General features: G+C 52.8%; 21 protein-coding genes. 5 read left to right on the forward strand and 16 right to left on the reverse strand.

All coding sequences use genetic code 11. The annotated features are described in order from the left end of the window. Positions 1-58: 58 nt before the first annotated feature. Together ACWAU0_RS13165 and ACWAU0_RS13170 are read left to right on the forward strand one after the other, a co-directional pair. Positions 59-448, forward strand: coding sequence for a glycine zipper family protein (locus ACWAU0_RS13165; protein WP_033155556.1), 390 nt, complete (start codon positions 59-61; stop codon positions 446-448). A gap of 151 nt (positions 449-599) precedes the next feature. Next, entirely contained in the window at positions 600-1,157 is a 558-nt protein-coding gene (locus ACWAU0_RS13170) for a hypothetical protein (RefSeq protein WP_458136939.1), read from the forward strand. 85 nt (positions 1,158-1,242) lie between these two features. Here ACWAU0_RS13170 and tpx read toward each other — a convergent pair whose 3' ends face one another. From tpx to queF, 13 genes are all read right to left on the reverse strand, one after another. Continuing rightward, positions 1,243-1,740, reverse strand: coding sequence for a thiol peroxidase (tpx, locus tag ACWAU0_RS13175; RefSeq protein ID WP_445368371.1), 498 nt, complete (start codon positions 1,738-1,740; stop codon positions 1,243-1,245). A 20-nt stretch (positions 1,741-1,760) separates the two neighbouring features. Then, positions 1,761-3,152, reverse strand: a complete 1,392-nt coding sequence (gene der / locus ACWAU0_RS13180; protein ID WP_171696095.1) for a ribosome biogenesis GTPase Der — start codon at positions 3,150-3,152, stop codon at positions 1,761-1,763. 4 nt (positions 3,153-3,156) lie between these two features. Continuing rightward, complete coding sequence (gene bamB / locus ACWAU0_RS13185; protein ID WP_205450988.1) at positions 3,157-4,368, reverse strand: outer membrane protein assembly factor BamB; 1,212 nt, start codon at positions 4,366-4,368, stop codon at positions 3,157-3,159. Positions 4,369-4,396: 28 nt separating this feature from the next. After that, positions 4,397-5,053, reverse strand: a complete 657-nt coding sequence (locus tag ACWAU0_RS13190) for a YfgM family protein (RefSeq protein ID WP_205450987.1) — start codon at positions 5,051-5,053, stop codon at positions 4,397-4,399. A 33-nt stretch (positions 5,054-5,086) separates the two neighbouring features. Beyond that, positions 5,087-6,373: a histidine--tRNA ligase gene (gene hisS / locus ACWAU0_RS13195; protein ID WP_458136940.1), complete on the reverse strand. Its 1,287-nt coding sequence runs from the start codon at positions 6,371-6,373 to the stop codon at positions 5,087-5,089. 19 nt (positions 6,374-6,392) lie between these two features. Beyond that, positions 6,393-7,154, reverse strand: a complete 762-nt coding sequence (gene pilW / locus ACWAU0_RS13200; RefSeq protein ID WP_415880260.1) for a type IV pilus biogenesis/stability protein PilW — start codon at positions 7,152-7,154, stop codon at positions 6,393-6,395. After that, positions 7,144-8,256: a dual-specificity RNA methyltransferase RlmN gene (gene rlmN / locus ACWAU0_RS13205; RefSeq protein ID WP_415880261.1), complete on the reverse strand. Its 1,113-nt coding sequence runs from the start codon at positions 8,254-8,256 to the stop codon at positions 7,144-7,146. Before rlmN ends, pilW begins: the two co-directional genes overlap by 11 nt. Further along, positions 8,231-8,662, reverse strand: coding sequence for a nucleoside-diphosphate kinase (gene ndk / locus ACWAU0_RS13210; protein WP_458136941.1), 432 nt, complete (start codon positions 8,660-8,662; stop codon positions 8,231-8,233). Before ndk ends, rlmN begins: the two co-directional genes overlap by 26 nt. 147 nt (positions 8,663-8,809) lie before the next feature. Continuing rightward, on the reverse strand, positions 8,810-10,657 hold the full coding sequence (secD, locus tag ACWAU0_RS13215; protein ID WP_415880263.1) for a protein translocase subunit SecD: 1,848 nt from the start codon (positions 10,655-10,657) through the stop codon (positions 8,810-8,812). A gap of 75 nt (positions 10,658-10,732) precedes the next feature. Continuing rightward, positions 10,733-11,083, reverse strand: a complete 351-nt coding sequence (yajC, locus tag ACWAU0_RS13220) for a preprotein translocase subunit YajC (protein ID WP_084153212.1) — start codon at positions 11,081-11,083, stop codon at positions 10,733-10,735. A gap of 108 nt (positions 11,084-11,191) precedes the next feature. Beyond that, positions 11,192-12,052 carry an archaetidylserine decarboxylase gene (asd, locus tag ACWAU0_RS13225; protein WP_458136942.1) on the reverse strand — a complete coding sequence of 287 codons (861 nt, stop codon included), beginning with the start codon at positions 12,050-12,052 and terminating at the stop codon, positions 11,192-11,194. Further along, complete coding sequence (locus tag ACWAU0_RS13230; RefSeq protein WP_026603899.1) at positions 12,049-12,333, reverse strand: EscU/YscU/HrcU family type III secretion system export apparatus switch protein; 285 nt, start codon at positions 12,331-12,333, stop codon at positions 12,049-12,051. The genes asd and ACWAU0_RS13230 overlap by 4 nt, the downstream gene beginning before the upstream one ends. Before the next feature lie 6 nt (positions 12,334-12,339). After that, on the reverse strand, positions 12,340-12,729 hold the full coding sequence (gene queF / locus ACWAU0_RS13235) for a preQ(1) synthase (RefSeq protein ID WP_171696088.1): 390 nt from the start codon (positions 12,727-12,729) through the stop codon (positions 12,340-12,342). A gap of 295 nt (positions 12,730-13,024) precedes the next feature. On the opposite strand from queF, the gene ACWAU0_RS13240 reads away from it, so the two are divergent. Beyond that, positions 13,025-13,384 (forward strand): hypothetical protein, encoded by a 360-nt coding sequence (locus ACWAU0_RS13240; RefSeq protein ID WP_445368378.1) that lies wholly within the window; start codon positions 13,025-13,027, stop codon positions 13,382-13,384. A 256-nt stretch (positions 13,385-13,640) separates the two neighbouring features. On the opposite strand, the gene ACWAU0_RS13245 is transcribed toward ACWAU0_RS13240, so the two are convergent. From ACWAU0_RS13245 to nhaD, 3 genes are read right to left on the reverse strand one after another with little or no spacing between them, the layout of a single operon-like run. Next, positions 13,641-14,339 carry a response regulator gene (locus ACWAU0_RS13245; RefSeq protein ID WP_458136943.1) on the reverse strand — a complete coding sequence of 233 codons (699 nt, stop codon included), beginning with the start codon at positions 14,337-14,339 and terminating at the stop codon, positions 13,641-13,643. Further along, positions 14,336-15,862: a DUF4118 domain-containing protein gene (locus ACWAU0_RS13250; protein WP_494523226.1), complete on the reverse strand. Its 1,527-nt coding sequence runs from the start codon at positions 15,860-15,862 to the stop codon at positions 14,336-14,338. The genes ACWAU0_RS13245 and ACWAU0_RS13250 overlap by 4 nt, the downstream gene beginning before the upstream one ends. A gap of 50 nt (positions 15,863-15,912) precedes the next feature. Next, the gene (gene nhaD / locus ACWAU0_RS13255) at positions 15,913-17,361 is read right to left on the reverse strand and encodes a sodium:proton antiporter NhaD (protein ID WP_458136945.1); all 1,449 of its coding nucleotides are present in this window, start codon (positions 17,359-17,361) and stop codon (positions 15,913-15,915) included. A 380-nt stretch (positions 17,362-17,741) separates the two neighbouring features. Here nhaD and smc point away from each other — a divergent pair, with 380 nt between their 5' ends. Then, entirely contained in the window at positions 17,742-21,242 is a 3,501-nt protein-coding gene (gene smc, locus ACWAU0_RS13260; protein ID WP_458136946.1) for a chromosome segregation protein SMC, read from the forward strand. Continuing rightward, a complete protein-coding gene (locus ACWAU0_RS13265; RefSeq protein ID WP_033155538.1) occupies positions 21,242-21,979 on the forward strand; it encodes a cell division protein ZipA C-terminal FtsZ-binding domain-containing protein in 738 nt (245 codons plus the stop codon). Before smc ends, ACWAU0_RS13265 begins: the two co-directional genes overlap by 1 nt. Positions 21,980-22,039 lie beyond the last annotated feature (60 nt).

The raw sequence follows: 22,039 nt of genomic DNA on the forward strand, positions 1-22,039 counted from the left end.
CTCAACCAGCAATGATGAGATTTTAGCTAACAATTTAAACATGCCTTTTGGAGGAAAAATGACACAAAAATATTTCGGCAGTATGTTGCTACTTGCCACATTAACCAGCGGCTGCGCATCCATGAGTGGCTGGCATCCGATCATCGACCCGCGCTTGGACCAACAGCCGCAAACCACGCAACGCGACATGGTCGAGTGTAAGTCTCTTGCGGAACAAGCGTCGGATATTACCAAGGAAATCGGCATGGGTGCCGGTGTCGGTGCGGTTACCGGTGCCGCGGGCGGCGCGGCAGTCGGTGCGATAGCCGGCAGCGCCGCCACCGGCGCAGCCGGTGGTGCAATATTGGCTATCCCCGCGGGGTTGTGGGAAGGCTATAAAGCGAACGAGAGCTTTAAACGGGCATTTAAAACCTGCATGCGTCAACGCGGCCATACCCTGGTTAACTGAAGAAAATTTCTGAAAATGCCTGATTTTCACCATGGAAGGCGAGGATATTTAAAGGCCGGTTCAATGGTCCATATACTATAAATATCCTTTATCAGGCATGGGCTTGATAATATATCGCCTGGATATTTATCGAACTTAGTTAGAACCGACGATGCGTGAATTAACCGACCGAGAGCTGTATCAGGCCCTGCAATACGCCAAAAGCCAGGATGAAAATGCCGGCCGCAGCATACTTCAGCAATTCCAAGCCGAGCAGGGCGCGTTGGCGCAAACGATCTTTGGCGTGTTTTCGGCTTTGATTGCCGACAAGGATAAAGATTTGGCAAATCTGTTCATGGATCTTTGTTTCGATGTGATTTGTGTATTCCGGCATGCCTTCGGCGATTTGCCGGACCAAAGGGTATTGAACATGGAATGGTTACAGAATACGGCCGCCTTACTCGATGCGGAATTGCAGGCATTCATGCCTGGCAACAAGATGGATACGAAATTTCGCGACAAATTTCAGAATCGATTTACCGAGCGCCTGACCGAGAGCGATTCGCAAGCCGGCTTGGTTAAATTCATGGATGATGCCATCAGCGCCTATGTTGCCGACAGCCCGGCGGAGCCTGATGCGGTTCGTACTGCCAGAACCATGATTTATGTCGTTATTCAGCTATTTGGCGCGATGTACGATCAGGCTGAACGCCAAGCGACGGCTTCATGATTCCGGAGATTTAGAAAAATATTAGACTTTAGCTTGTCGCTTCGCGCCGAGTTGAAAAATCTGAACTCGGCGCTCTGTGTCACGGTTAATGCAGGGCGGCCAAGGCGCTGACGTAGTCAGGCTCGTCCGCAATTTCGCTGACCAACTGGGTGTAGATCACTTTATCGTTTTCGTCGATGATGACGATAGCGCGGGCGGTCAAGCCTGCCAGGATGCTGTCCAACAGCTCGACGCCGTAATCGTGGGCGAAGCTGGAACGGAAGGTCGAGAGCGGCACGACGTGTTTGATGCCTTCGACTTCACAAAACCGCACTTGCGCGAAGGGTAGGTCAGCCGATACCACCAACACCACGGTATTATGCAAATGCGCGGCTTTTTCGTTGAATTTGCGGGTCGAGGTAGCGCAGGTCGGCGTATCCAGGCTGGGGACTATGTTCAACACTTTACGTTTGCCGGCAAATTCAGCCAAACCCACGTCCTGCATTTTACGATTGGTTAATTGAAAATCCGGCGCTTGCGTACCTACCGCCGGTAAATCGCCGATAGTGTTGATCGGTTTGCCTTGGAAAGTGATGGTTGCCATGTGTTGCTCTCTGGGTGTTTTTATTTTTTGCGTTTGCTGAAATCGATCAGGCGCTTGCGTTTTTTCATCTGGCGGTCGCTTAGCGGGTTTTTCTGGCCTTGAAACGGGTTCTCCGGCGATTTGAATACCAAGCGTATCGGCGTGCCTGTCAGCCGCAACTGATCGCGGAAATAATTCATCAAATAGCGTTTGTACGCACCGGGCAGGGCATCGGTCTGGGTGCCGTGGATCACGACAACCGGTGGATTGCGGCCGCCCTGGTGCGCGTACTTCAATTTGATGCGGCGACCACCGACCAGCGGCGGCTGATGCGCGGCCAGCGCGTCGGTCAAAATCCGGGTCAGCAAGGGCGTTGACATGTCGGTCATAGCCGAGTCGTACAGGGTATGCACCACGTCGAACAACTTGCCGACGCCGCTGCCGTGCAGCGCGGAGATCGGATGCTTTTCGGCAAAATCCAAAAACGACAATTTGATCTCGATTTGCTTTTTCACGAAATCGCGGTGTTCGGCGTTCAGGCCGTCCCATTTGTTCAAACCAATAATCAAAGCCCGGCCGGCTTCCAACACCAAGCCCAAAATGTGCGCATCCTGATCGGTGACACCCTCGCGGGCGTCGATCAAATAAATCACCACATGGGCTTTTTCGATGGCTTGCAGCGATTTAATGATGCTGAATTTTTCCACGGTCAGCGATACCCGGGAGCGGCGGCGCATACCGGCGGTATCGATTAAGGTAAATTTCTGGCCGTTGCGTTCGAACGGAATATAGATACTGTCGCGGGTCGTGCCGGCTTCGTCGAACACCACCACGCGCTCTTCGCCGAGCAGCCGATTCACTAAGGTCGATTTGCCGACGTTAGGACGGCCGACGATGGCAATGGCGATACCCGGATCCTGCTCTTCGAATTCGTCCTCGACTACCGGCAATAACTCGTCAATACGATCCAGTAAGTCGTGGACATTGCGGCCGTGGGTAGCGGCAATCCCGATGGGTTCGCCGAGTGCCAGGCTATAAAAATCGTTGGTCACGGTATTGCTGTCGATGCCGTCGACTTTATTCACCACTAGCACTACCGGTTTGCCCAGCTTGCGCAGCATATCGGCAATCGCTTCGTCGGTGGCGTTCAAACCGTCGCGGGCGTCGACCAGGAAGAACACCACGTCGGCTTCCTGCAGCGCAATTTCCACCTGCTTTTTGGCGAAGACGTCTATGCCTTCCTGTTCGTCTGTGATACCGCCGGTATCGACTACCAGACAGTCGCGCTCGCCGCGTTTGACCCGACCGTACTGGCGGTCGCGGGTCAGGCCGGGATAATCGGCAACTAATGCTTCGCGACTGCGCGTCAAGTAATTAAATAGCGTAGATTTGCCCACATTGGGGCGGCCCACCAGGGCGATAACAGGTAACATGAATTTATTTTGCTCTCAAAGCGGCCAGGGTGCCGTCTTTGGCGTAAATGAAAACCGTATCGTCCACGACTACCGGCTTGGCTTCTATTGCCGCTTTACTGACCTGAATCCGGCCCAATTGGCGGCCGTCGCTATTGGACAGCCAATGTACATAACCTTCGAAATCGCCGACTACGACATAATTTTGATAAACCACCGCCGCCGTCAATTGGCGGTTGTGTAAGTCTTTTTGTTTCCACAGCGAGGCGCCGCTACGTTGATCGAGTTGCCAGACATGGCTTTGGGTATCGCTGACATAAAGGTAACGGTAATCCAGACTCAGGCCGGTGTAGGAAGACACCGCTTCGTTGCGCCACAGCACATCGCCGTCCACTTCGGATACCGAAGATGCGCCGCCGGTGAAGCCGGCAATATAAATGGCGCCGCGTGCCGCGACCGGATCGACATCGAGATCGACCAAGCGTTCGACTTCGGACCGACCGCTGGGTATCGCGATAGTGGCTTCCCAGATGGATTTGCCGTCTTTCAATTGCAGGGCTTCCAGCTTGCCATTGGCCGAGCCGGCGATCACGTTGTCGTCGACAATGATGGGCGCACCGGTGCCGCGGATGCTCAGGGCCGGTACGCTGTGTTCGAAGGTCCAGAGTTGCGCGCCATTATCTTCTTTGAGGCCGATGATTTTGCCGTCGGTGGTACGGACGATGACAATACCGTGACTTACCACCGGAGCCGCCAATACTTCGCTGGGTACATCGATTTTCCAGCGCTGTTCGCCGTTGGCTTTGTCAAAACCTATGACTTCGCCGGTACTGGTACCCATCACCACAGTGTGGACACCCAATCCGGGACCGGCTGAGAAGCTGTAATCGGTGTTGTTTTCCCAGCTCAGACTACCGTTGCCGGCGCCACGCGCCTGCAAATGGCCTTTGTTGTCGCCGACGTATACAGTGCCTTCGGCGACTGCCGGTATCAGTTTCAGATATTTTTCATCCGCGCCATTACCGATTGATTCCTTCCACAGCACCTCAAGCTGTACTTCCGGGGTATATTCCTGCAAGGCGGCCGGTGGATCGGCATTGTCGTCGTCGCCGGTGATATATTCCGTTAAGCCCGAGATAAAGTCGCGTCCGGCATCCAAGCCCGCGCAGCCGGCTAGCATCGGCAGGCAGGCAAGCAGCGGGAGAAGTGAGCGGTATCTGATGTTCCTGATTAACATGCTAAAGCGTGTATCCGTTGGCGTGGGCTTAATTGGCAGTCGCCGTGGCAGCGTTGCCAGGCGTTGCGACGTCGTCCAGCTTGAACTGCGTCAGCGGGGTGGCTTGACCGGTTCTGATCGCGCTTTGGTACGCGCTACGGGCTTCGTCCAAGCGGTCCAGTGCGACGTACAGGTCGCCCTGCAATTCGTCGTAACTGGCGGAAAAGCCTTCGGATTTAGCCGGATCGACCGCGGCGATCAGTTGCAAACCTTGTTCGTATTGGCCGGTAGCCAGCATCAGTTGAATCAGGCGTAGACGGGCAACATGTCTTAATTCATCGCTGTCGGCTTCTTTGATGGATTTTTCCAGAATCGCTTTAGCGCCTTCCAGATCGCCTTTTTGCACTTTGCTTTTGGCCAATTGCAGGCCGGCATAGTGGGCGTAAGCGGTGCCCGGAAATTCGATAGGCAAGCGTTCCGCCAGTTTTTCGGTGGATTCGCTGTTGTCCTTGGCCGCGCTATCCAACAATTGTTGGTACATCTGCGAGGCTTGGGCGCGTTTTTCCAGTTGGTGGTTTTGCCAGAGATTCCAGCCGCTCACCAATACTATTGCGGTGACAACACCGGCGATCAATGAAGTCTGATTGGCTTCCCACCATTTTTTCAACTGTTCCAGCTGTTCTTCTTCGGTATCGTAAATTGCCACGCTAGTTCTCTTCTATTATCAGGTTATAAGGGATTATTGGCCGTGCCAGTCTTGCAGGGTTTGCAGGAGTTGGTCGTGATTGTGTGTGCTTTGCTCAGCGTCGATGCGCAAGGGTTTCAAGGCCACTTCGCCGCGGTGGGCTTCGTCGTCGCCGATGATGATGGCGTACTCGGCACCGGACTTATCGGCTTTTTTAAACTGGCTCTTGAAGCTGCCGCCGCCGCAATTGACTTGCAATTTCAGGCCCGGAATCGCATCGCGGATACGTTCGGCTAAGCGCATGCCGACGGCTTCTGCGTTAGTGCCGACGCGAATCATGTAGACATCCGTGGTATTGGCGACCGGTACATTATCCAGCAACTCGAGTAGCGCCAGGATGCGCTCCATGCCCATCGCAAAGCCGATGGCGTGATTCGCCTTGCCGCCCAGTTGTTCGATCAATCCGTCATAGCGGCCGCCAGCGCAGATGGTGCCTTGCGAGCCTAAGTGCTCGGTGACCCATTCGAATACGGTTTTGCCGTAATAATCCAGGCCGCGCACCAAGCGAGTATTCAGTTGGTAGGTAATACCCAGATCGTCCAGCGTGGCTTTCAGGCTATTGAAATGTGCCAGACTTTCTTCTCCAAGATGCTCAAGTAGTACCGGGGCCTGTTGCAACATAGCCTGCATATCCGGATTTTTACTATCCAGGATGCGTAGCGGATTGGTTTCCAGGCGGCGCAAGCTGTCTTCGTCTAAAACTGCCAGATGTTGTTGGAAATATTCGACCAGTTTGCCGCGATAAGCCAGACGTTCTTCGCTGGTACCCAGGGAATTGATTTGCAGCTCGACTTTATCGCGGATGCCCAGTTGCTTCCAGAGCCGGTCGGTCAGCGCGATGATTTCCGCGTCGATGTCCGGGCCGGGCATGCCGTAGGTTTCCACACCCAGTTGGTAGAACTGCCGGTAACGGCCTTTCTGTGGGCGTTCGTGGCGGAACATGGGGCCGTAATACCACAAACGGTGGCTTTGATTGTGCAATAAACCGTGTTCCAGGCAGGCGCGCAAACAGCCGGCGGTGCCTTCGGGGCGGAGGGTTAACGAATCGCCGTTGCGGTCGTCGAAGGTATACATTTCTTTTTCGACGATGTCAGTGACTTCACCGATCGAACGCTTGAACAGTTCGGTCTTTTCGACGATAGGCAATCTGATTTCCTGATAGCCGTAGGCGCTCAATACCTGTTTGGCCTGGCTTTCCAGCCATTGCCATAGAGGCGATTGTTCAGGAAGGATGTCGTGCATGCCGCGGATGGCTTGGATAGCCTGTTGTTGTTTTGCCATGATCTTGTTTGTTGCCGGATTATTTGCTGATCGCGGTTTTGACTTGTTGTGCTTCTTTGGAAGCAGGAAAAGAGCTAATCAATTGCTCGCGGTATTCTTCGGATATTTTGCTGTTACCCAGCGCCCGTTCGGTTTGAAACGCGATCCACAGCGTTTCCGGGGTATGTTTAGCGACGCCCAGGTAGCGCTCCAGAAACGCCCTGGCCGACATGAACTGACCATTCTGGTAACTGATGCGTTGCATCTCCTGCAAGGCCGGCGAGTAATCGGGCTGAGATTGCAAGGCTTGGCGAAAATACTCTTCGGCGCGCTGCATGTCGTTCTGCTTAACGTAACAAACGCCCAGATTGGTTAATGCAAACCAGGGCCGGTTGTTCATTGGCGATGCCATCGAATCTTGCAGCAAGGCTATGCCTTTATCGAATTTGCCTTGCTCGCACAAGAAGCGGCCATAGTTATTCTTGATGCTGAAATTATCCGAATCTTTATTCAAGGCGGTTTGATAGCTGTCGCTGGCTGCTTCGGTTTGTTTGATGCGCTCATAGAAGACGGCCAGGGCGTTATGGGTTTCCGGGTTGCTGGAATCCAGCCGTACGGCGTTTTCCAGTTTTTCCTTGGCGACGTCGAGCATGCCCATGTCCAGATAACGCGCGCCCATTTGTAGATTGAGCTTGGCTTTTTCGGCATTGCTCATCGTCTCGCGGGTGTCCGGCAGCAGGCCGCAAGCGCCTAGCAATAGGCTCATCAGCACTAATCCGCGAGCGGCTTGCCTATTGGCCATGCGAGAGTCCTTGTGCTTGCAGTTTTAAATGTCTGCGGCTTTTATCTTGTACTTGACCGACCAATTGCCCGCAGGCTGCATCAATGTCCTCGCCGCGGGTCTTGCGAACGGTGGTGACGATGCCGGCATTATGCAGAATATCCCGAAATTTCAGGATGGCGGCGTTACTGGAGCAACGGTAAGGCGATTGCGGAAACGGATTGAACGGAATCAGATTTAGCTTGGACGGCACGGTTTTCAATAGCTTGACTAAGGTGCGCGCGTCTTCAGGGCTGTCGTTGATGCCGTCCAGCATCACGTATTCAAACGTAATATGCTTGCGCGGGCCGGTCTTGGCGTATTCGCGGCAGGCTTCCATCAATTCCTTCAGCGGATATTTGACGTTGATCGGTACGATTTGGTCGCGCAAGGCGTCGTTGGGGGCGTGCAGCGAGACCGCCACGCTGACATCGCAAACTTCGTTCAGGCGTTTCATGGCTGGCACTATGCCGGAGGTGCTGATCGTGACGCGGCGTTTGGACAAGCCATAACCGAAGTCGTCCATCATTAAATTCATTGCCGCCACGACATTATCGAAGTTCAGCAAGGGTTCGCCCATGCCCATCATCACCACGTTGGTGATGCGGCGTTCCGGTCCTAGTCTTTGTTGTGCCAGATACAGCTGGCCGATGATTTCGGCGGTGGACAGGTTGCGGTTGAAGCCTTGTTTGGCGGTCGAGCAAAAGGTGCAGGCCAACGCGCAGCCCACTTGCGAGGAGATGCACAAGGTGGCGCGGCGTTCTTCCGGGATGTAAACGGTCTCCACCCGATTGCCGCAGTGCATCTGCACCGCCCACTTGCAAGTGCCGTCGGACGCCAATTGTTCGGCGACGATTTCCGGGACTTTGATCTGGCAGTGTTCTTTTAAATGACTGCGTAGCGATTTGCTCAGGTTGGTCATCTCGTCGAAATCCGAGATGCCTTCCTGATAAATCCATTTCAACACCTGGGTGGCGCGAAACGGTTTTTCGCCGAGCTCGACAAAAAAGGCTTGCAAGCCTTTTCTGTCGAAATCCAGCAGATTAATCAATGCTGGTTTAGCGGATACGGTCGCAGAGTTCATTAGCAGAGAAGAAGTAAGCGATTTCTCTCGCGGCAGATTCCGGCGCATCGGAGCCGTGCACGGCGTTTTCGTCGATGCTGACCGCGAAGTCGGCGCGGATCGTGCCTGGCGCAGCTTCTTTCGGGTTGGTGGCACCCATCAGTTCGCGGTTTTTCAATACCGCATTTTCGCCTTCCAACACTTGGACAACGACAGGGCCTGAAGTCATGAAGCTGACCAAATCTTTGAAAAAGCCACGTTCTTTATGCTCGGCGTAAAAACCTTCGGCTTGATCTTGGGTCAGTTGCAGCATTTTGGATGCGACGATGCGCAGGCCGTTTTTTTCGAAGCGGCTGACAATTTCCCCAATCACATTTTTAGCGACTGCATCAGGCTTGATGATTGAGAAAGTACGTTCGATTGCCATTGTGTAACTCCAGTGAGGATGTTGATTGAAAAATTAATTGCGCATTATAGCGTGTCAGGCAGGACGTTGAAAAACGCCCTGCCGAATAGTGTGTTTCCGAAGCCGTTGAAGCGGCCCGGTTTGTGCTGAGCCGAGACCAAATTTTGGCTAAATGGAAATTTTATCGCTGCGGTGATCGTTGCCGTAAAACCAGTTAACCAACATCCGGGTGCCGGTGACCGCGGTAAATACCGAAGTGGCAATCCCAATCATCAAGACCAGCGCGAAACCCTTAACCGGGCCGGTGCCAAAGCCGAACAACAATACGGCGACGATGAAGTGGGTAACGTTGGAGTCGAGAATGGTGGCAAAGGCTTTTTCGTAACCGACGTATATGCTGGCCTGCCGGCTCAAGCCATTACGCAGTTCCTCGCGGATCCGTTCGTTGATCAATACGTTGGCGTCCACCGCCATGCCCACAGTCAAGACGATACCGGCCATGCCTGGCAGGGTCAGGGTGGCTTGCAACACGGACATGATGGAGATCAGCAGTACGACGTTGAACAACAAAGCAAAGTTGGCGATCAAGCCGAACGCGCGGTAATAAGCGACCATGAAAAACACGACCAGCAGGAAGCCGGCGGTAATCGACATCATGCCTTGATCGATATTTTCCTGGCCCAAACTGGGGCCGACGGTGCGTTCTTCGACGATTTCAACCGGAGCAGCCAAAGCGCCCGCTCTGAGTAATAAGGCCAAGGTGCGGGCTTCTTCAGGGCTGTCCAGGCCGGTGGTTTGGAAGCGTTTGCTGAAACTGTCACGAATGGTGGCGACGCTGATGACTTTTTCGACTTTTTCCTTATGTTGGACTTTCTCGCCGTTAACGACCCGGGTTTCGGATTTGTATTCGATGAACACCACAGCCATCGGTTTGCCGATATTTTCCTGGGTCATCTTGCCCATTTTCTTAGCACCGACGCCATCCAATGTAATGAATACCGCAGGTGAGCCGTCTTGATCCAAGCCCGATGACGCATCGGTGATTTGGTCGCCCGTAACGATAACCGCGCGTTTCAACAGTACCGGCGCGCCGTTTTTGTCTTTATATAAGCGGCTGCCGATAGGTTCGTGACCGCCCAGGGCCGATTGCACATCATGCTCCACGTCAACCAAACGGTATTCCAGTGTGGCGGTGGTGCCTAACAATTCTTTTGCGCGGGTGGTGTCTTGCACGCCGGGCAGTTGTACGACAATGCGGCTGTCGCCTTGTTGCTGAATGATAGGCTCGGCGACACCCAGTTCGTTGACCCGGTTGCGCAGCGTGGTAATGTTTTGGCCCAGCGCCGATTTCTTGATTTCGCGCAGGTTGCGTTCGGGGATGTTTAACGTAAATTCATTCGGACCGCTTTCCACTAAATCCAGACCGCGGAAGTCTTTATTGAGTACTTCTGTGGCGGCAACTCTGGATTCTTCGTTAGGCAGCACGACTTTGATGCCGCCCGCTTCCTTCGAAACGGATTGATAGCGAACTTTTGCATCGCGGAAGGCCGAGCGAATGTCGTTGGTGTAGCGTTCTTCGGCTTGTTTCAGCGCGGAGTCCATGTCAACTTCCAACAGGAAGTGCACCCCGCCGCGCAAGTCTAAGCCCAGATGCATAGGGTTTGCACCGAAAGCGCGTAGCCAAGCAGGGGTAGCGGGCGCTAAATTCAAGGCAACTGTCGCTTTACCGGCCATTTGTTCGCGCAACAGGTCTGCCGCTTTCATTTGCTCGTCGGTATTATTGAACCGCGCCAGGATTTTGCCGTCGGCAAATTCAAAGCTTTTCAACGTGAAACCTGCGTTTTTGATGCTGGCGGCGACTGCGTCAGCCTGAGACTGCTGCAATGGCGTCGGGCTAGACGAAGCCAATTGCACTGCCGGGTCGTTGCCATAAAGATTAGGCAGCGCGTAAATCGTACCGACTAACAGCACGAAAATTACTAGGATGTTTTTCCAGACAGGGAAATGATTTTGCATGGTTATTCCATTAAAAGCAGTGACAGCCAGGCTGTTGCGAATAAAAGCGGGGTATATCGCAGGGTTAAAGCAAACTTATTCTTTGGTTTTTTTGCTGTTCAAGGTTTTGTAGGTACCTTTAGGCATCATGTTGGCGATGGCGTGACGTTGGACCTGAATAAAGCTGTTGTCAGAGACTTCCAGTTTGACGAAGTTGTCGTCCAGCTCGGCCACTTTACCCAAAATACCGCCGGTGGTGACCACTTCGGCGCCTTTACCCAACGCAGCCAGCATTTGTTTTTGTTCCTTGTTGCGCTTGGATTGTGGGCGGATGAACAGGAAATAGAAAAATATCAGAATACCCAATGGGAACAGCATGCCTTCAAAGCCGGGTTGTACGGCGGAGGGCGCTGTTTGGGCCAGCGCATCGGAAATCAAGAAACTCATGGTAATCCTCTTATTGTTATCGTCGTTTTAATGGTCCGGCCGGGCGGACAGGCGCGCATTATGCCACACTAGCAGTGCTTATCACATTACGCTGTCAATTTGTCCGGTTTATGCTAGCGTTCGGCCAATCGCCTCGCCCAGTTGTACCGCTCTGCCGCTGGAGAAGTCATCGTTCCAAGCTATTTTTTCTTTACCGAACAGGACGATAATCGTCGAGCCCATATTGAATCTGCCCATTTCCATGCCTTTTTCAATAATCGGCGCGTCTTTTTCATAGCGCCAAGTCCTGGGAGCACTGATGCTCGGTGGCGTGACGACGCCGTGCCAGACGGTTTCGACGCTGGACACGAAAATTGCGCCGACCAGAATCAAAGCCATCGGACCGGCGGCCGTGTCAAAAATACAGGCTACGCGCTCGTTGCGCGCGAACAGATTCGGCACGGCGCCAACGGTAGTGTTATTCACGCTAAACAGGCGGCCGGGAATATGTACCATTTCTTTCAAAGTGCCGGTCAGCGGCATATGCAGGCGGTGGTAATCCTTGGGTGATAAGTAAATAGTGGCGAAAGAGCCATCTTCAAAGGCCTGCGCCCGTTCGGCGTCACCGCCCAGTAATTCCAAGGCGCTGTAGTCGTGGCCCTTGGCTTGAAAAATTCGGCCGTTGCTGATCGATCCGGCTTGGCTGACCGCACCGTCCGCCGGACAGGCTATGGCGTCGGCGGCGGAGTCAATCTGTCTGGCGCCGTCTATTAATTCTCGGGTAAAGAAATCATTAAAGCTGGCGTAGTGATCCAGTTCTTGAAACTTGGCTTCCTGCATATTTACCCCGTACAACTGCACGATGGATTTGATAAACAGGTTTTTCCAGGCTTTGTTTTGGCAGTGAGTCAGTTTGGACATCACCCCGGAGAGTGCGTGATGCGGCAATGCGTATTGCGGCAACACGGTAAACGTTTCTTTTAAATTCATGATTCGGAATCAGGGGTTTTGCCGCTGATGAAATACGCAAAGGCGATGACTTCGGCGACGGCAATATAAAGTTGTTGGGGGATTTCCTCACCGAGCGGGACTTGCGCCAAAATTCGCGCCAGCTCTGGCTCGTTTTGCAGTGGAACACCGTGTTTTTCGGCGATGGCCAGAATTTGCTGAGCGGTAAAACCTTCGCCTTTGGCGGTTACTTTCGGCGCATTTTTGCCATCATATTGCAGGGCGACGGCAATGTCGCTGTTGTAGAAGGTTCTGCCACTCACGTTGCTTTACGGCAGATTGACCAGTTCAGGCGCTTGCCAGCTTGGGTCGCGATGTTCGGCGATTACCGTGGTGTAAATGCCGCCACGCACATTGAATTCGGCGCGCAGGCGCATAAAATTGGGCGAAATTGCCGCGACGATATGATCCAAAATTTCGTTGGTAACAGCCTCATGAAAGGCGCCACGCTCGCGGAAAGTCCACATATACAGCTTCAAAGACTTGAGTTCCACGCATAATTTATTGGGTACATACTCCAGAACCAATTTGGCAAAGTCGGGCTGGCCGGTCATCGGGCACAAACAGGTAAATTCCGGGATGTCGATGCGAATCGTAAAGTCGCGCGCCGGCCTGGGGTTTTCGAAAGTGGTGAGGTCTGCGCTGGGTTTTGTAGTCATTACTTGATTTGGGTTGTTAGGGATTCCGGAGTGGCGAATGGGATGTCCGCCGGTTAAGTCCGGCAATATTTTACCAGCTAAGATGCGATAACGTATTAAGCATTTAAACTCAATGAGTTATCTTGTTATTTTTGCGTTGGCGGTTGTGTGTGGTTTCGGTTTTGGTTCTCCTGAATCGGCCGAAACAATTAACGGGTGGAATTGTCAACAACTTACGGCGAATGATGTAAACTAGTCGTTAAGGCGAATCGTAAAAACCGTTAAGATGTAAGTCCAACTTGCAGGGGAGTCGACGATGGAAATCAACACTACATACCCAAACCCAAATTCCTTGGCTAGCCAAGGTGTATCCAAAGATCAAAAAGCCGGCGGGATTGAAGCGTTAGCCGAACGCAGAAAGGCGGCCAATTCGCAAAATCAGGCTGAGAGACCCGAGCCCAGCCCAAGTGACACGGTTAGTTTGTCACAGGAGTCTTTGAAATTGGCGCAGGCTGCCAGCGGACAAAATAGTGACAGTCAGGCCAGAATCAATAGCCCTGAGCAGGCGCAACAGGTGCTTGGAAGGTTGATCTCGGATATCCAAAACAATCCCGGTCAAGCGCAATCCGCTGTCGCCAATCGGCGGCCTAACAACTTAGGCGCATTGTTGAATTAGCTGCGGGCCTTTTTAGGCCTGGGCATAGACGACTAGAGCCAGTCTTGATGGATTGGCTCGCTTCTTCCTAATCCGTTAAAACCACGCGGTTTTCCAGAACCAAATACCTGACACGGCCATTTCGAAAGGAATTCACCGTAACAGGCTTCTCGATTAGTTTTTAGATTCCTAGAATCTTGGACTCCCACCTCGACAGGCCAGCACCGGGTGCAGTCAACAGTTTAGAGAGAACCGCTGTTACAGGCTGGGTCAAACTCTAATCGTCATCGTTAACCGCCATGCGATACCCCACCCCCACTTCGGTCAGCAAATAACGGGGCCGCGCCGGATTGACTTCCAGTTTGTGGCGCAATTGCCCCATGTAAATGCGCAGATAATGTTGATCGTGTATGTGTTCCGCACCCCAAACCTCTTGAAGCAGTTGGCGATGGGTCACGACCACCCCGGCATGACGGATTAGAATGCCGAGTAGCCTAAATTCGATAGGGGTGATGCGCACTTCGTGATCGGCAACAAATACTTTGCGCCGCGTCAGATCGACTTTTAACTGACCGGTTTCAAAAGTCTCTTGATTGCTCAGGCTGCGTGCAACCCTGCGCATTAAAGCTTGTAGCCGAGCATGCAATTCGCCGCTGCCAAAGGGTTTGGTCAAGTAATCGTCGGCCCCGGCATCCAGCGCCAAGATCTTGTTTTGTTCCTGGCTGCGCGCCGACAATATCAGAATGGGCAGGTCAGACAATTGCCGCAAGCGTCGGGTCACAGCGATCCCGTCCATGTCAGGTAAGCCCAGATCCAAGATTACCAAGTCGGGATTGGCATTGCTCAGCATCGCCAGGCCGGATTTGCCGCAGTCGGTTTCGATCATGGACCAGCCGCGAAGGCTGAGGCTGGTTTTTAGAAAACGTCGGGTTTGCGCGTCGTCTTCTATTAATAAAATTAAAGGCGCGGTAGTCATGCCAGGCCTCCAAGCGCTTCCGATTCGGCCAGTGGTGGCGGTTCGTGCAGCGGCAGTTCGATAAGAAACTCCGCGCCCTTACCGATGCGGTTTTTCACATAAATCATCCCACCATGTGCCTCGATAATCGCCTTGCACAATGCGAGTCCCAGTCCGACCCCGTTTTGTCCGGTTTCGGTGGTGCCACGATAAAACTTTTCGAAAATCCGAATTTGTTGGTTCTTGGCGATGCCCGGACCGTAATCCGCTACGGTTAAGCGGAATTGATCGCGCAGCGATACGGCCTCAATGTCAATCGGGCTGCCTGGCGACGTGTACTTAACCGCGTTTTCGATTAGATTGACCAACACCTGTTCTATCAGCACCGCATCTATCCAAACTAGCGGCAAGCTATCAGGCAGCAGGGTGCGGACCGGTCTGTCCTGTAATTGTCTATCCAAACGGTTCAGAGCACTGCCGACGATTTCCTCAATGGTGTTCCAGCTTCTGTGCAAAATGATTTGACCGCTACTTAAGCGAGCCATGTCCAGAATTTTGCCGGTCAACTCCGACATGCGTTGCGCTTCTTCCAATACCGATTGATTCAGGTCCTGGCGTTCCGGGGCTGATAATCCGGCATCATTCTCGATAGCGGTGCCGACCGCGCCGATGATGCGGGTCAAAGGCGTGCGCAAGTCATGGGATATGGAGCTTAACAGGGCGTTGCGCAAGGCTTCGGTTTCGGCTTGCAGATTGGCCTCTCGGGCCTGCGCGGCGAGTTGAAATCGTTCCAAGGTTTGCGCGATTAAATGGCAGAAGGTGTTTACTTCCGGCGTTTGTCTAGCCAATGCTTCGGTTTGTAGGACGGCTAGAACTCCTTGCGCAGCGCTAGATCCTTGCAGTGGGTAATAGCTTAATAGGGGCTGAAGTCTGGCTTCACCTGTCTCGAAGGCTTGCTGTGCCAGGGTATGGTCGAGGCTTTGCAATGAAATGGGCAATGCTTGATTCGTTTGAATTTGCAGGCCGTTTTCGGTATTGGCAATCAGCAGAACCGAATCGGTACCAAATTCATTGTCGATATGTTCGGCCGCGATACGTGCTACGGCGTTATGATCCTGTGCCGCCGCCAGGTCGCGACTCAATCGATAGAGCGCATTGGTATGCGATTCACGCTGTTTGGCTAACTCGGCTTGCATGCGCGATTTTTCAAGCAGACTGCCGGTGACATTCGCGACGATGATCATCACCGCCAAGCCGACGATATTTTCCAAGTCGCTAATCGCAAAGGAGAATATGGGGCGGGCAAAATAAAAGGCAAAAGTTGGTGCGCTGAGTAGCGATGCGACGATGGATGCGCTACGGCCGTAGCGGCTGGCGACCAGAAATACGCCCAGTAAATAAGTCATCAGGATGCTGGCCGGTCCCAACAGATCGCGCAAAGGCCAATCGATCAACGTGCAAATGAAGGGGGCGGCGACGCCCCAGGCATGGCCGAGGAAGCGCTCGCGCTTTTGCGGGGATAGCCAAGCTTCGGATAGTGTCATTGGGGCGTCGATATTAGCGCGTGGGGTGCGGTTGTTAGCCATTCGACCGGTCAGAAAGACCCGGCATTGAACAGCATATGCGTACCGATACTGGCGAAGTAAGCCAACAGGATGACCGGGCACCATTTCATGTGGCTAGCAAAGGTGTATTGCCCCTTGGCTTGCCCCATCAAACCGATGCCCGGGGCCGAGCCGATGGCCAGCAGGCTGCCGCCGACACCGAGGGTCAAGGTCAGCAACAACCATTGGCCTTGCGGAATATCCGGGTGCATGGTTAGCACGGCAAACATAAGCGTACCGTTGTCGACGAATGCCGACGATAAACCGATCATCACATTCGCCAGAGTCGGGCTGAATTGTCCGTATAACACCTGAGAAATGGCATCAAGATAACCGATAAAGCCCAAGCCGCCAATTCCCATCATCGCGCCGTAGAAAAACAGTAAGGTATCCCATTCCAGTCGGCCCACTTTATCGAAAATATCCAGGCGCTTGGCTTCGTTAGTCATCAAGTTCACGTCGCCGCCGCCGAAAAATAGGGAAAACTCCGACTGTTGCGGACTGCTCGGTTTATCGGATTTTTGGAGATAGAAATAAAAGAATTGCAACAAGGATAGGCCTGCCATCATGCCGGCCGCCGCCGGTAATCCCAAGGCCATGTCAAAACCAACTGCCAAGCTGATGGTGGCGCCGAACAAGAACAGGATGCGCTTGGCGCCGCGCGGTAACGAAATTTGCTCGGCGTCGACGATGGGTTTGTCTTTGGGCAAGGCAAAATGCATGGCTGCCGCCGGGACTAGAAAATTGACCAGGCAAGGTACGAACAATTTAAAAAACTCGGTAAACCCCAGGATGCCATGCTGCCAAACAAACAGTGTCGATATGCCGCCCAGTGGGCTAAATGTGCCGCCGGCATTCGTGGCAATCACGATGTTCAAGCAGCCCAGCGAGACAAAACGCGGGCTGTTTTTGCCAACGGCTACCACGACAGCGCCCATCAACAAGCCAGCGGTCAAGCCGTTGACGATACAGGAAATGAGAAAAACTAAAAATCCTGTTATCCAAAATAGTCGGCGATAGCTGAGGTCTTTACTGACCAGCCAGATCTTCAGCGCATTAAAAATGCCCATGTCCTCCATCGCATTCAAGTAGGTCATCGAAACCATGATGAACAGCAACAATTCTATATACGCCTGCAAGTTACCTTTAAATGCTGTGGTTGCCGGTAAGCTGTGGCCGTGCTGTTGATATGCCAGGACGATGACGAACCAGATCAATGCCGCCGCCAGCAGCATCGGTTTGGATTTGCGAAGATGGGTTGCATCTTCGAGCATTGCCGAAATATAGGCAACGATCATCACGACCAGCGAAAAGTAGCCAACCCAATGTTGGGTAAGGTCAAGGTGAAAGGTCTGTGGCGCTGCTGGCGCCGATTCGGCAGATACGAGTTCCGGAAAAATCAGTGATACCAATCCAAACAGATAAATGATCCGCAGCATGCGTTCTCCGGCTAACGAGATTAATTAAATGCCGCAAAATTGCTTGGTTTTCGGCAACTTTTGGCTATCTGCGGATTTTATTTTTAGCCGTGTAAAAAAGGCGTAAAGAGCGGATGTTTGTGGGCAATGCCAATGTATGCGCAAAGCTGGCGTCGACTGCAATATCGGGCGGTTTTCGGTTGCTGGATTTGGCAGTCTGACTTTTAGGTCGGCTTGGTCAAGCGATACCCGCAATCTGATTAAGTATTGATTTTCGAGACGAAATCCTGCTTTTGGTTTGAGGCCCTGTGTTAAGCCGATTTAAATTCCATTCGAATCGAAACGGCATTTCGACGATAATAGCGGGCTTTGTAAACGGTCTTGAGCGTCATAAATCAGGCATGAAGCTGGAAAAAATCAAACTTTCGGGTTTCAAATCCTTTGTCGATCCCACCACGATACCGATCAACGGCAATTTGACTGCGATCGTCGGTCCGAACGGTTGCGGCAAATCCAATATCATCGACGCGGTACGTTGGGTGATGGGCGAGAGCTCGGCTAAGCATTTGCGCGGCGGTAATATGGCCGATGTGATTTTCAATGGCTCGTCGGGCCGCAAGCCGGTCAGTATGGCGTCAGTCGAACTGGTATTCGACAACAGCGAGGGCAAGGCCGGCGGTGAGTATTCGCAGTACGCCACCATTTCCATCAAGCGCCAAGTCAGCCGCGACGGCCAATCGCTGTTCATGCTCAACGGCTCCAAATGTCGGCGTAAAGATATTACCGATCTGTTCTTGGGCACCGGTCTTGGTTCGCGCAGCTATGCGATCATCGAACAGGGCACGATTTCCCGAATGGTCGAAGCCAAGCCCGAAGATTTGCGGGTGCATATCGAGGAGGCGGCCGGTGTATCGAAGTATAAGGAACGGCGTTCGGAAACTGAAACCCGCATGCGCCATACCCGCGAGAATCTCGAGCGCTTGAACGATTTGCGCGACGAAGTCGAAAAGCAAATCAAGAATTTGGCCAAGCAGGCCGAGAAAGCCGAGAAATACACGGAACTGAAAAAGCAGGAACGCCAGTACAAACAAGAGTTGCTGGCGATGCGCTGGCAAAATTTTCAGCGTTCCGCACAGAAGCTGGAGGAAAAACTGCAAAGTATCGCCGCCGAGCACAATCGTTTGTTCGTGTTGCTGCGCGATACCGAAAAAGCCATGGAACTTAAACGCGGTGAACAAAAAGCCCAGCAGCAGCATTTGGATAGTACCCAAGCCGAATATTATGCGGTGGTCGCCGAAGTCAGTCGGCTGGAGCAGGCCATCAAGCACAACCAAAAAAGCCACGAGGAAACCCTGGTCGAAATCAATCGCTTGAAACTGCAAGCTGAGCAGGCGCAATCCGAATGCGAGCAGGACCGGCAGCAATTGGAGGAAATCCGTCAGACCTTGCTGGAAGCTGAAGAAACCATGATCGTTGCCCGCGAGCGTGAGGAAGACTTGCTGGGCATTCAGCAAGACGCGCATCTGCAAAAGCAGCAATGGCAGCAGCAGTGGGAAGCTTTTTTGGCGGAAAACGCCGGCTACCGCGAACAAGCCGAAGTACAGCGGACCAAGCTGGTGCAGCTGGAAAACCAGAATCGGCAGTTGCAGACCCGACTGGATAAATTACAGGGTGAGCGCGGTGGTTTGGCCGATACACAGTTGCAACTGGAATTAGAAACCCTGGATAGCAGTATCGAATTGATTGAAGCCGAACGCGAACAGTTGCAGCAGCAACTGGAAGTCGTGCTGCTACGCATCGCCGAACTAAGGCCGGCCATCAAACAACTTCACGACAGCCTGCACGCCAATCGCGCCGAGTTGCAGAAGGTCAACGGTAAGATCAGTTCCTTGGAATTGTTGCAGCAGCATGCGATGGGTAAGGACAAAAAGGAGTTGGGAGTCTGGCTGGAGCAGGTGGGCTTGGAGCAACAACCGCGCTTGGCCGAATTTCTCGATGCGGAAGAAGGCTGGGAAACCGCCGTGGAAACCGTACTGGGTAGTTATCTAGAGGCGATCTGTGTGGATAGCGCGGACTCAATTTTGGGTGAGCTGCAGGATTTGACCAAACAGTCCTTGGTGGTATTTGAGACACATGCAAATCTGGCTGGCGCGAGTGCCGATCCAGTGGCTTTGGCCAGTAAGCTGCGCAGTCGCTGGGATTTATCCAGTCTGTTAAGCGGAATCTATTGCGCGGAAACAATGACTCAAGCTCGGCAAATGAATTTGCAGGCGCATGAGTCGGTGGTATTAGCCGACGGGACTTGGTTGGGCAAGGACTGGATCAAAATCAGCCGGGGCAGCGACAGCAAGGCCGGGGTATTGCATAGGGAAAAAGAATTACGCGAACTGAAGCAGCGGCAAAGCGAATTGCAAATGATGATTGCTGAAGACGAAGAGCAATTGGCCAACTCCGAACAGGAGTTGAAGGCCGCCGAAAGCAATCGCGAGCACTATCAACAAAAGGAAAAGTTGCTCAGCGCCGAGTTTTCCGCGAAGAGCGCCGAATACAGCGCGCAGTCGGCGCGTTTCGAGCAGCAAAAGCGCCGTCTGGAACAGCTTGATCACGAGATCGAAGAAATCAGCCTGCATCTGGCGGAAAATGCCGAAAGCATTTCCGAAGCGGAAATGATCAAGCAGGACGCCGAGCAGGCCTTGGGCGATTTGGGCGACAAGAAAACCGAATTGGAGCAATTGAATCAACAGATTCAAGCGCAACAGCAAAACACCGATGCCTCGGTCGATGAAGCGCGCCGGCACTTGCACCGCTTGCATGCGCAGATCGAATCGCTGAAGTCTTCGGAAGTGCTGACCGCCAAACAGATTGAGCGTTTGCAATTGCAACATCAGCAATCGGCTGACCGTATCGCCGAGCTGGAAAACAAATTGCATTTTTCATTAGCGCCGCTGGACGACGAGAAAATGCAGTTGGAAGAATTGTTGGAGAGAAAAGCCGAATTCGAGGACAACCTGCAGTCCGAGCGCCAGGCTCAGCAGGCTAGCGAGCAGACGGTCAGTCAGTTGGCCGAGCAATATTCACAGACTCAGCGTTCCTTGGAAAAGCAAAAAGAAGCCTTGGATCAGGTGCGTTTCGAGCAACAGGATAGCCGGGTGCGACAGCAAACGATTGCGGAGCAATTGACCGAGGTTGATGCCGATCCGGAGGCTATTCTAACTAATCTAACCGAAGGCGCGAGCGAAACGAAGTGGAAAAATGCCGTCGACGAGCTGACTGATCAAATCGAGCGGCTGGGATCCATCAATCTGACTGCCATCGAAGAGTTCAAAACCCAATCCGAACGGATGAAATTTTTAAACGAGCAGCATGACGATTTGGTCGATGCCTTAAATACTTTGGATCAGGCCATCAGTAAGATCGACAAGGAAAGCCGCCAACGCTTTAAAGAGACTTTCGACAAGATCAATAGTGGCTTGAAAGAAAAATTTCCGCGTTTGTTCGGCGGTGGCCAGGCTTATCTGGAGCTCACCGAAGACGATTTGCTGGAAGCCGGCGTCAACATCATTGCCCGGCCGCCCGGCAAGCGCAACAGCTCGATTCATTTGTTGTCCGGCGGAGAGAAGGCGCTGACTGCGGTGGCCCTGGTGTTCTCGATTTTTGAACTGAATCCGGCGCCATTCTGTTTGCTGGATGAAGTGGACGCGCCGCTCGACGATGCTAATGTCGTGCGCTTTTCGCAGATGGTGGAAGACATGTCGGCAACCGTACAGTTTTTGTATATTTCGCACAACAAAGTCACAATGGAAATTGCAAAACATCTGGCAGGTGTTACCATGAAGGAGCCTGGAGTATCCAGAATGGTGGCGGTTGATATTGATGAAGCAGTGAGCATGGCAGAAAGCTAATGGATAAAGAATTATTAAGAGTCGTGATTATTTTGATCGGCGTGCTGGTGATGATCGGCATGGTGTTGTGGCATTTCGTCAAGTCGTTGCGAGAAAGACGCACCCCTGACGATTATTACGACGAGGACTCTTACGACGACCGAGTGGTTGACGAGTTTTCGGTCGAGGAAGACGACGATGAGATGGATGTATTTGCGTTAGGCAACGAGTTGGTTGATGGAGATGCTCTGTTAGACGATCAAGCCATCAAGCCCAGCCCAAAACCTTCTGCCGATGCTTTGCGCAAGGATGTCGAGAAAAAACAAGCCGCAACCTTGGCTAATTCGCGGCGTTTGGAATTGCCGGCTTTGATCGAGTTCAGCATCGTTGCTCGGGCGGATCAAGGCTTTAATGGCGAAGATCTGTTCGAGGCTTTCGAACGTGTGGGCTTGCGCTATGGCAGTGTGCGGGTATTCGAGCGGGTGGATGCCAATCGCATGGTCGATTTCGCAGTCGCCAGCATGGTTGACCCTGGTACTTTCCCGGACACCGGGCTACAAGATTTTTATTGCCCTGGCATCGTGTTTTTTATGCAACCGCGCGAGGTCGATGCGCCCTTGGCGGTATTCGACGATTTCATGGAAACCATCGATACGTTGGCCGACGAACTTGACGGCGTGGTCTGGGACAACCAGCGGCAACCGCTGACTGCAGAAACCGTCGCGCAATTCAGACAAATACTGGCCAAGGCCGCCTAAAGCAGTACCTCGCGGGGGCAGGGCCGCCGCCGCATTTATTCTGTAAACCTAACGAATTAA

This window comes from Methylomonas sp. Uni0009 (assembly GCF_054188105.3).

Bases quoted from the DNA above. Each gene is read 5' to 3' on its own strand.
- ACWAU0_RS13165 (WP_033155556.1), top strand. From the start codon at position 59: ATGACACAAAAATATTTCGGCAGTATGTTGCTACTTGCCACATTAACC.
- ACWAU0_RS13170 (WP_458136939.1), top strand. From the start codon at position 600: ATGCGTGAATTAACCGACCGAGAGCTGTATCAGGCCCTGCAATACGCC.
- tpx (WP_445368371.1), bottom strand. From the start codon at position 1,740: ATGGCAACCATCACTTTCCAAGGCAAACCGATCAACACTATCGGCGAT.
- der (WP_171696095.1), bottom strand. From the start codon at position 3,152: ATGTTACCTGTTATCGCCCTGGTGGGCCGCCCCAATGTGGGCAAATCT.
- bamB (WP_205450988.1), bottom strand. From the start codon at position 4,368: ATGTTAATCAGGAACATCAGATACCGCTCACTTCTCCCGCTGCTTGCC.
- hisS (WP_458136940.1), bottom strand. From the start codon at position 6,373: ATGGCAAAACAACAACAGGCTATCCAAGCCATCCGCGGCATGCACGAC.
- pilW (WP_415880260.1), bottom strand. From the start codon at position 7,154: ATGGCCAATAGGCAAGCCGCTCGCGGATTAGTGCTGATGAGCCTATTG.
- rlmN (WP_415880261.1), bottom strand. From the start codon at position 8,256: ATGAACTCTGCGACCGTATCCGCTAAACCAGCATTGATTAATCTGCTG.
- ndk (WP_458136941.1), bottom strand. From the start codon at position 8,662: ATGGCAATCGAACGTACTTTCTCAATCATCAAGCCTGATGCAGTCGCT.
- secD (WP_415880263.1), bottom strand. From the start codon at position 10,657: ATGCAAAATCATTTCCCTGTCTGGAAAAACATCCTAGTAATTTTCGTG.
- yajC (WP_084153212.1), bottom strand. From the start codon at position 11,083: ATGAGTTTCTTGATTTCCGATGCGCTGGCCCAAACAGCGCCCTCCGCC.
- asd (WP_458136942.1), bottom strand. From the start codon at position 12,052: ATGAATTTAAAAGAAACGTTTACCGTGTTGCCGCAATACGCATTGCCG.
- queF (WP_171696088.1), bottom strand. From the start codon at position 12,729: ATGACTACAAAACCCAGCGCAGACCTCACCACTTTCGAAAACCCCAGG.
- ACWAU0_RS13240 (WP_445368378.1), top strand. From the start codon at position 13,025: ATGGAAATCAACACTACATACCCAAACCCAAATTCCTTGGCTAGCCAA.
- ACWAU0_RS13245 (WP_458136943.1), bottom strand. From the start codon at position 14,339: ATGACTACCGCGCCTTTAATTTTATTAATAGAAGACGACGCGCAAACC.
- ACWAU0_RS13250 (WP_494523226.1), bottom strand. From the start codon at position 15,862: ATGACACTATCCGAAGCTTGGCTATCCCCGCAAAAGCGCGAGCGCTTC.
- nhaD (WP_458136945.1), bottom strand. From the start codon at position 17,361: ATGCTGCGGATCATTTATCTGTTTGGATTGGTATCACTGATTTTTCCG.
- smc (WP_458136946.1), top strand. From the start codon at position 17,742: ATGAAGCTGGAAAAAATCAAACTTTCGGGTTTCAAATCCTTTGTCGAT.
- ACWAU0_RS13265 (WP_033155538.1), top strand. From the start codon at position 21,242: ATGGATAAAGAATTATTAAGAGTCGTGATTATTTTGATCGGCGTGCTG.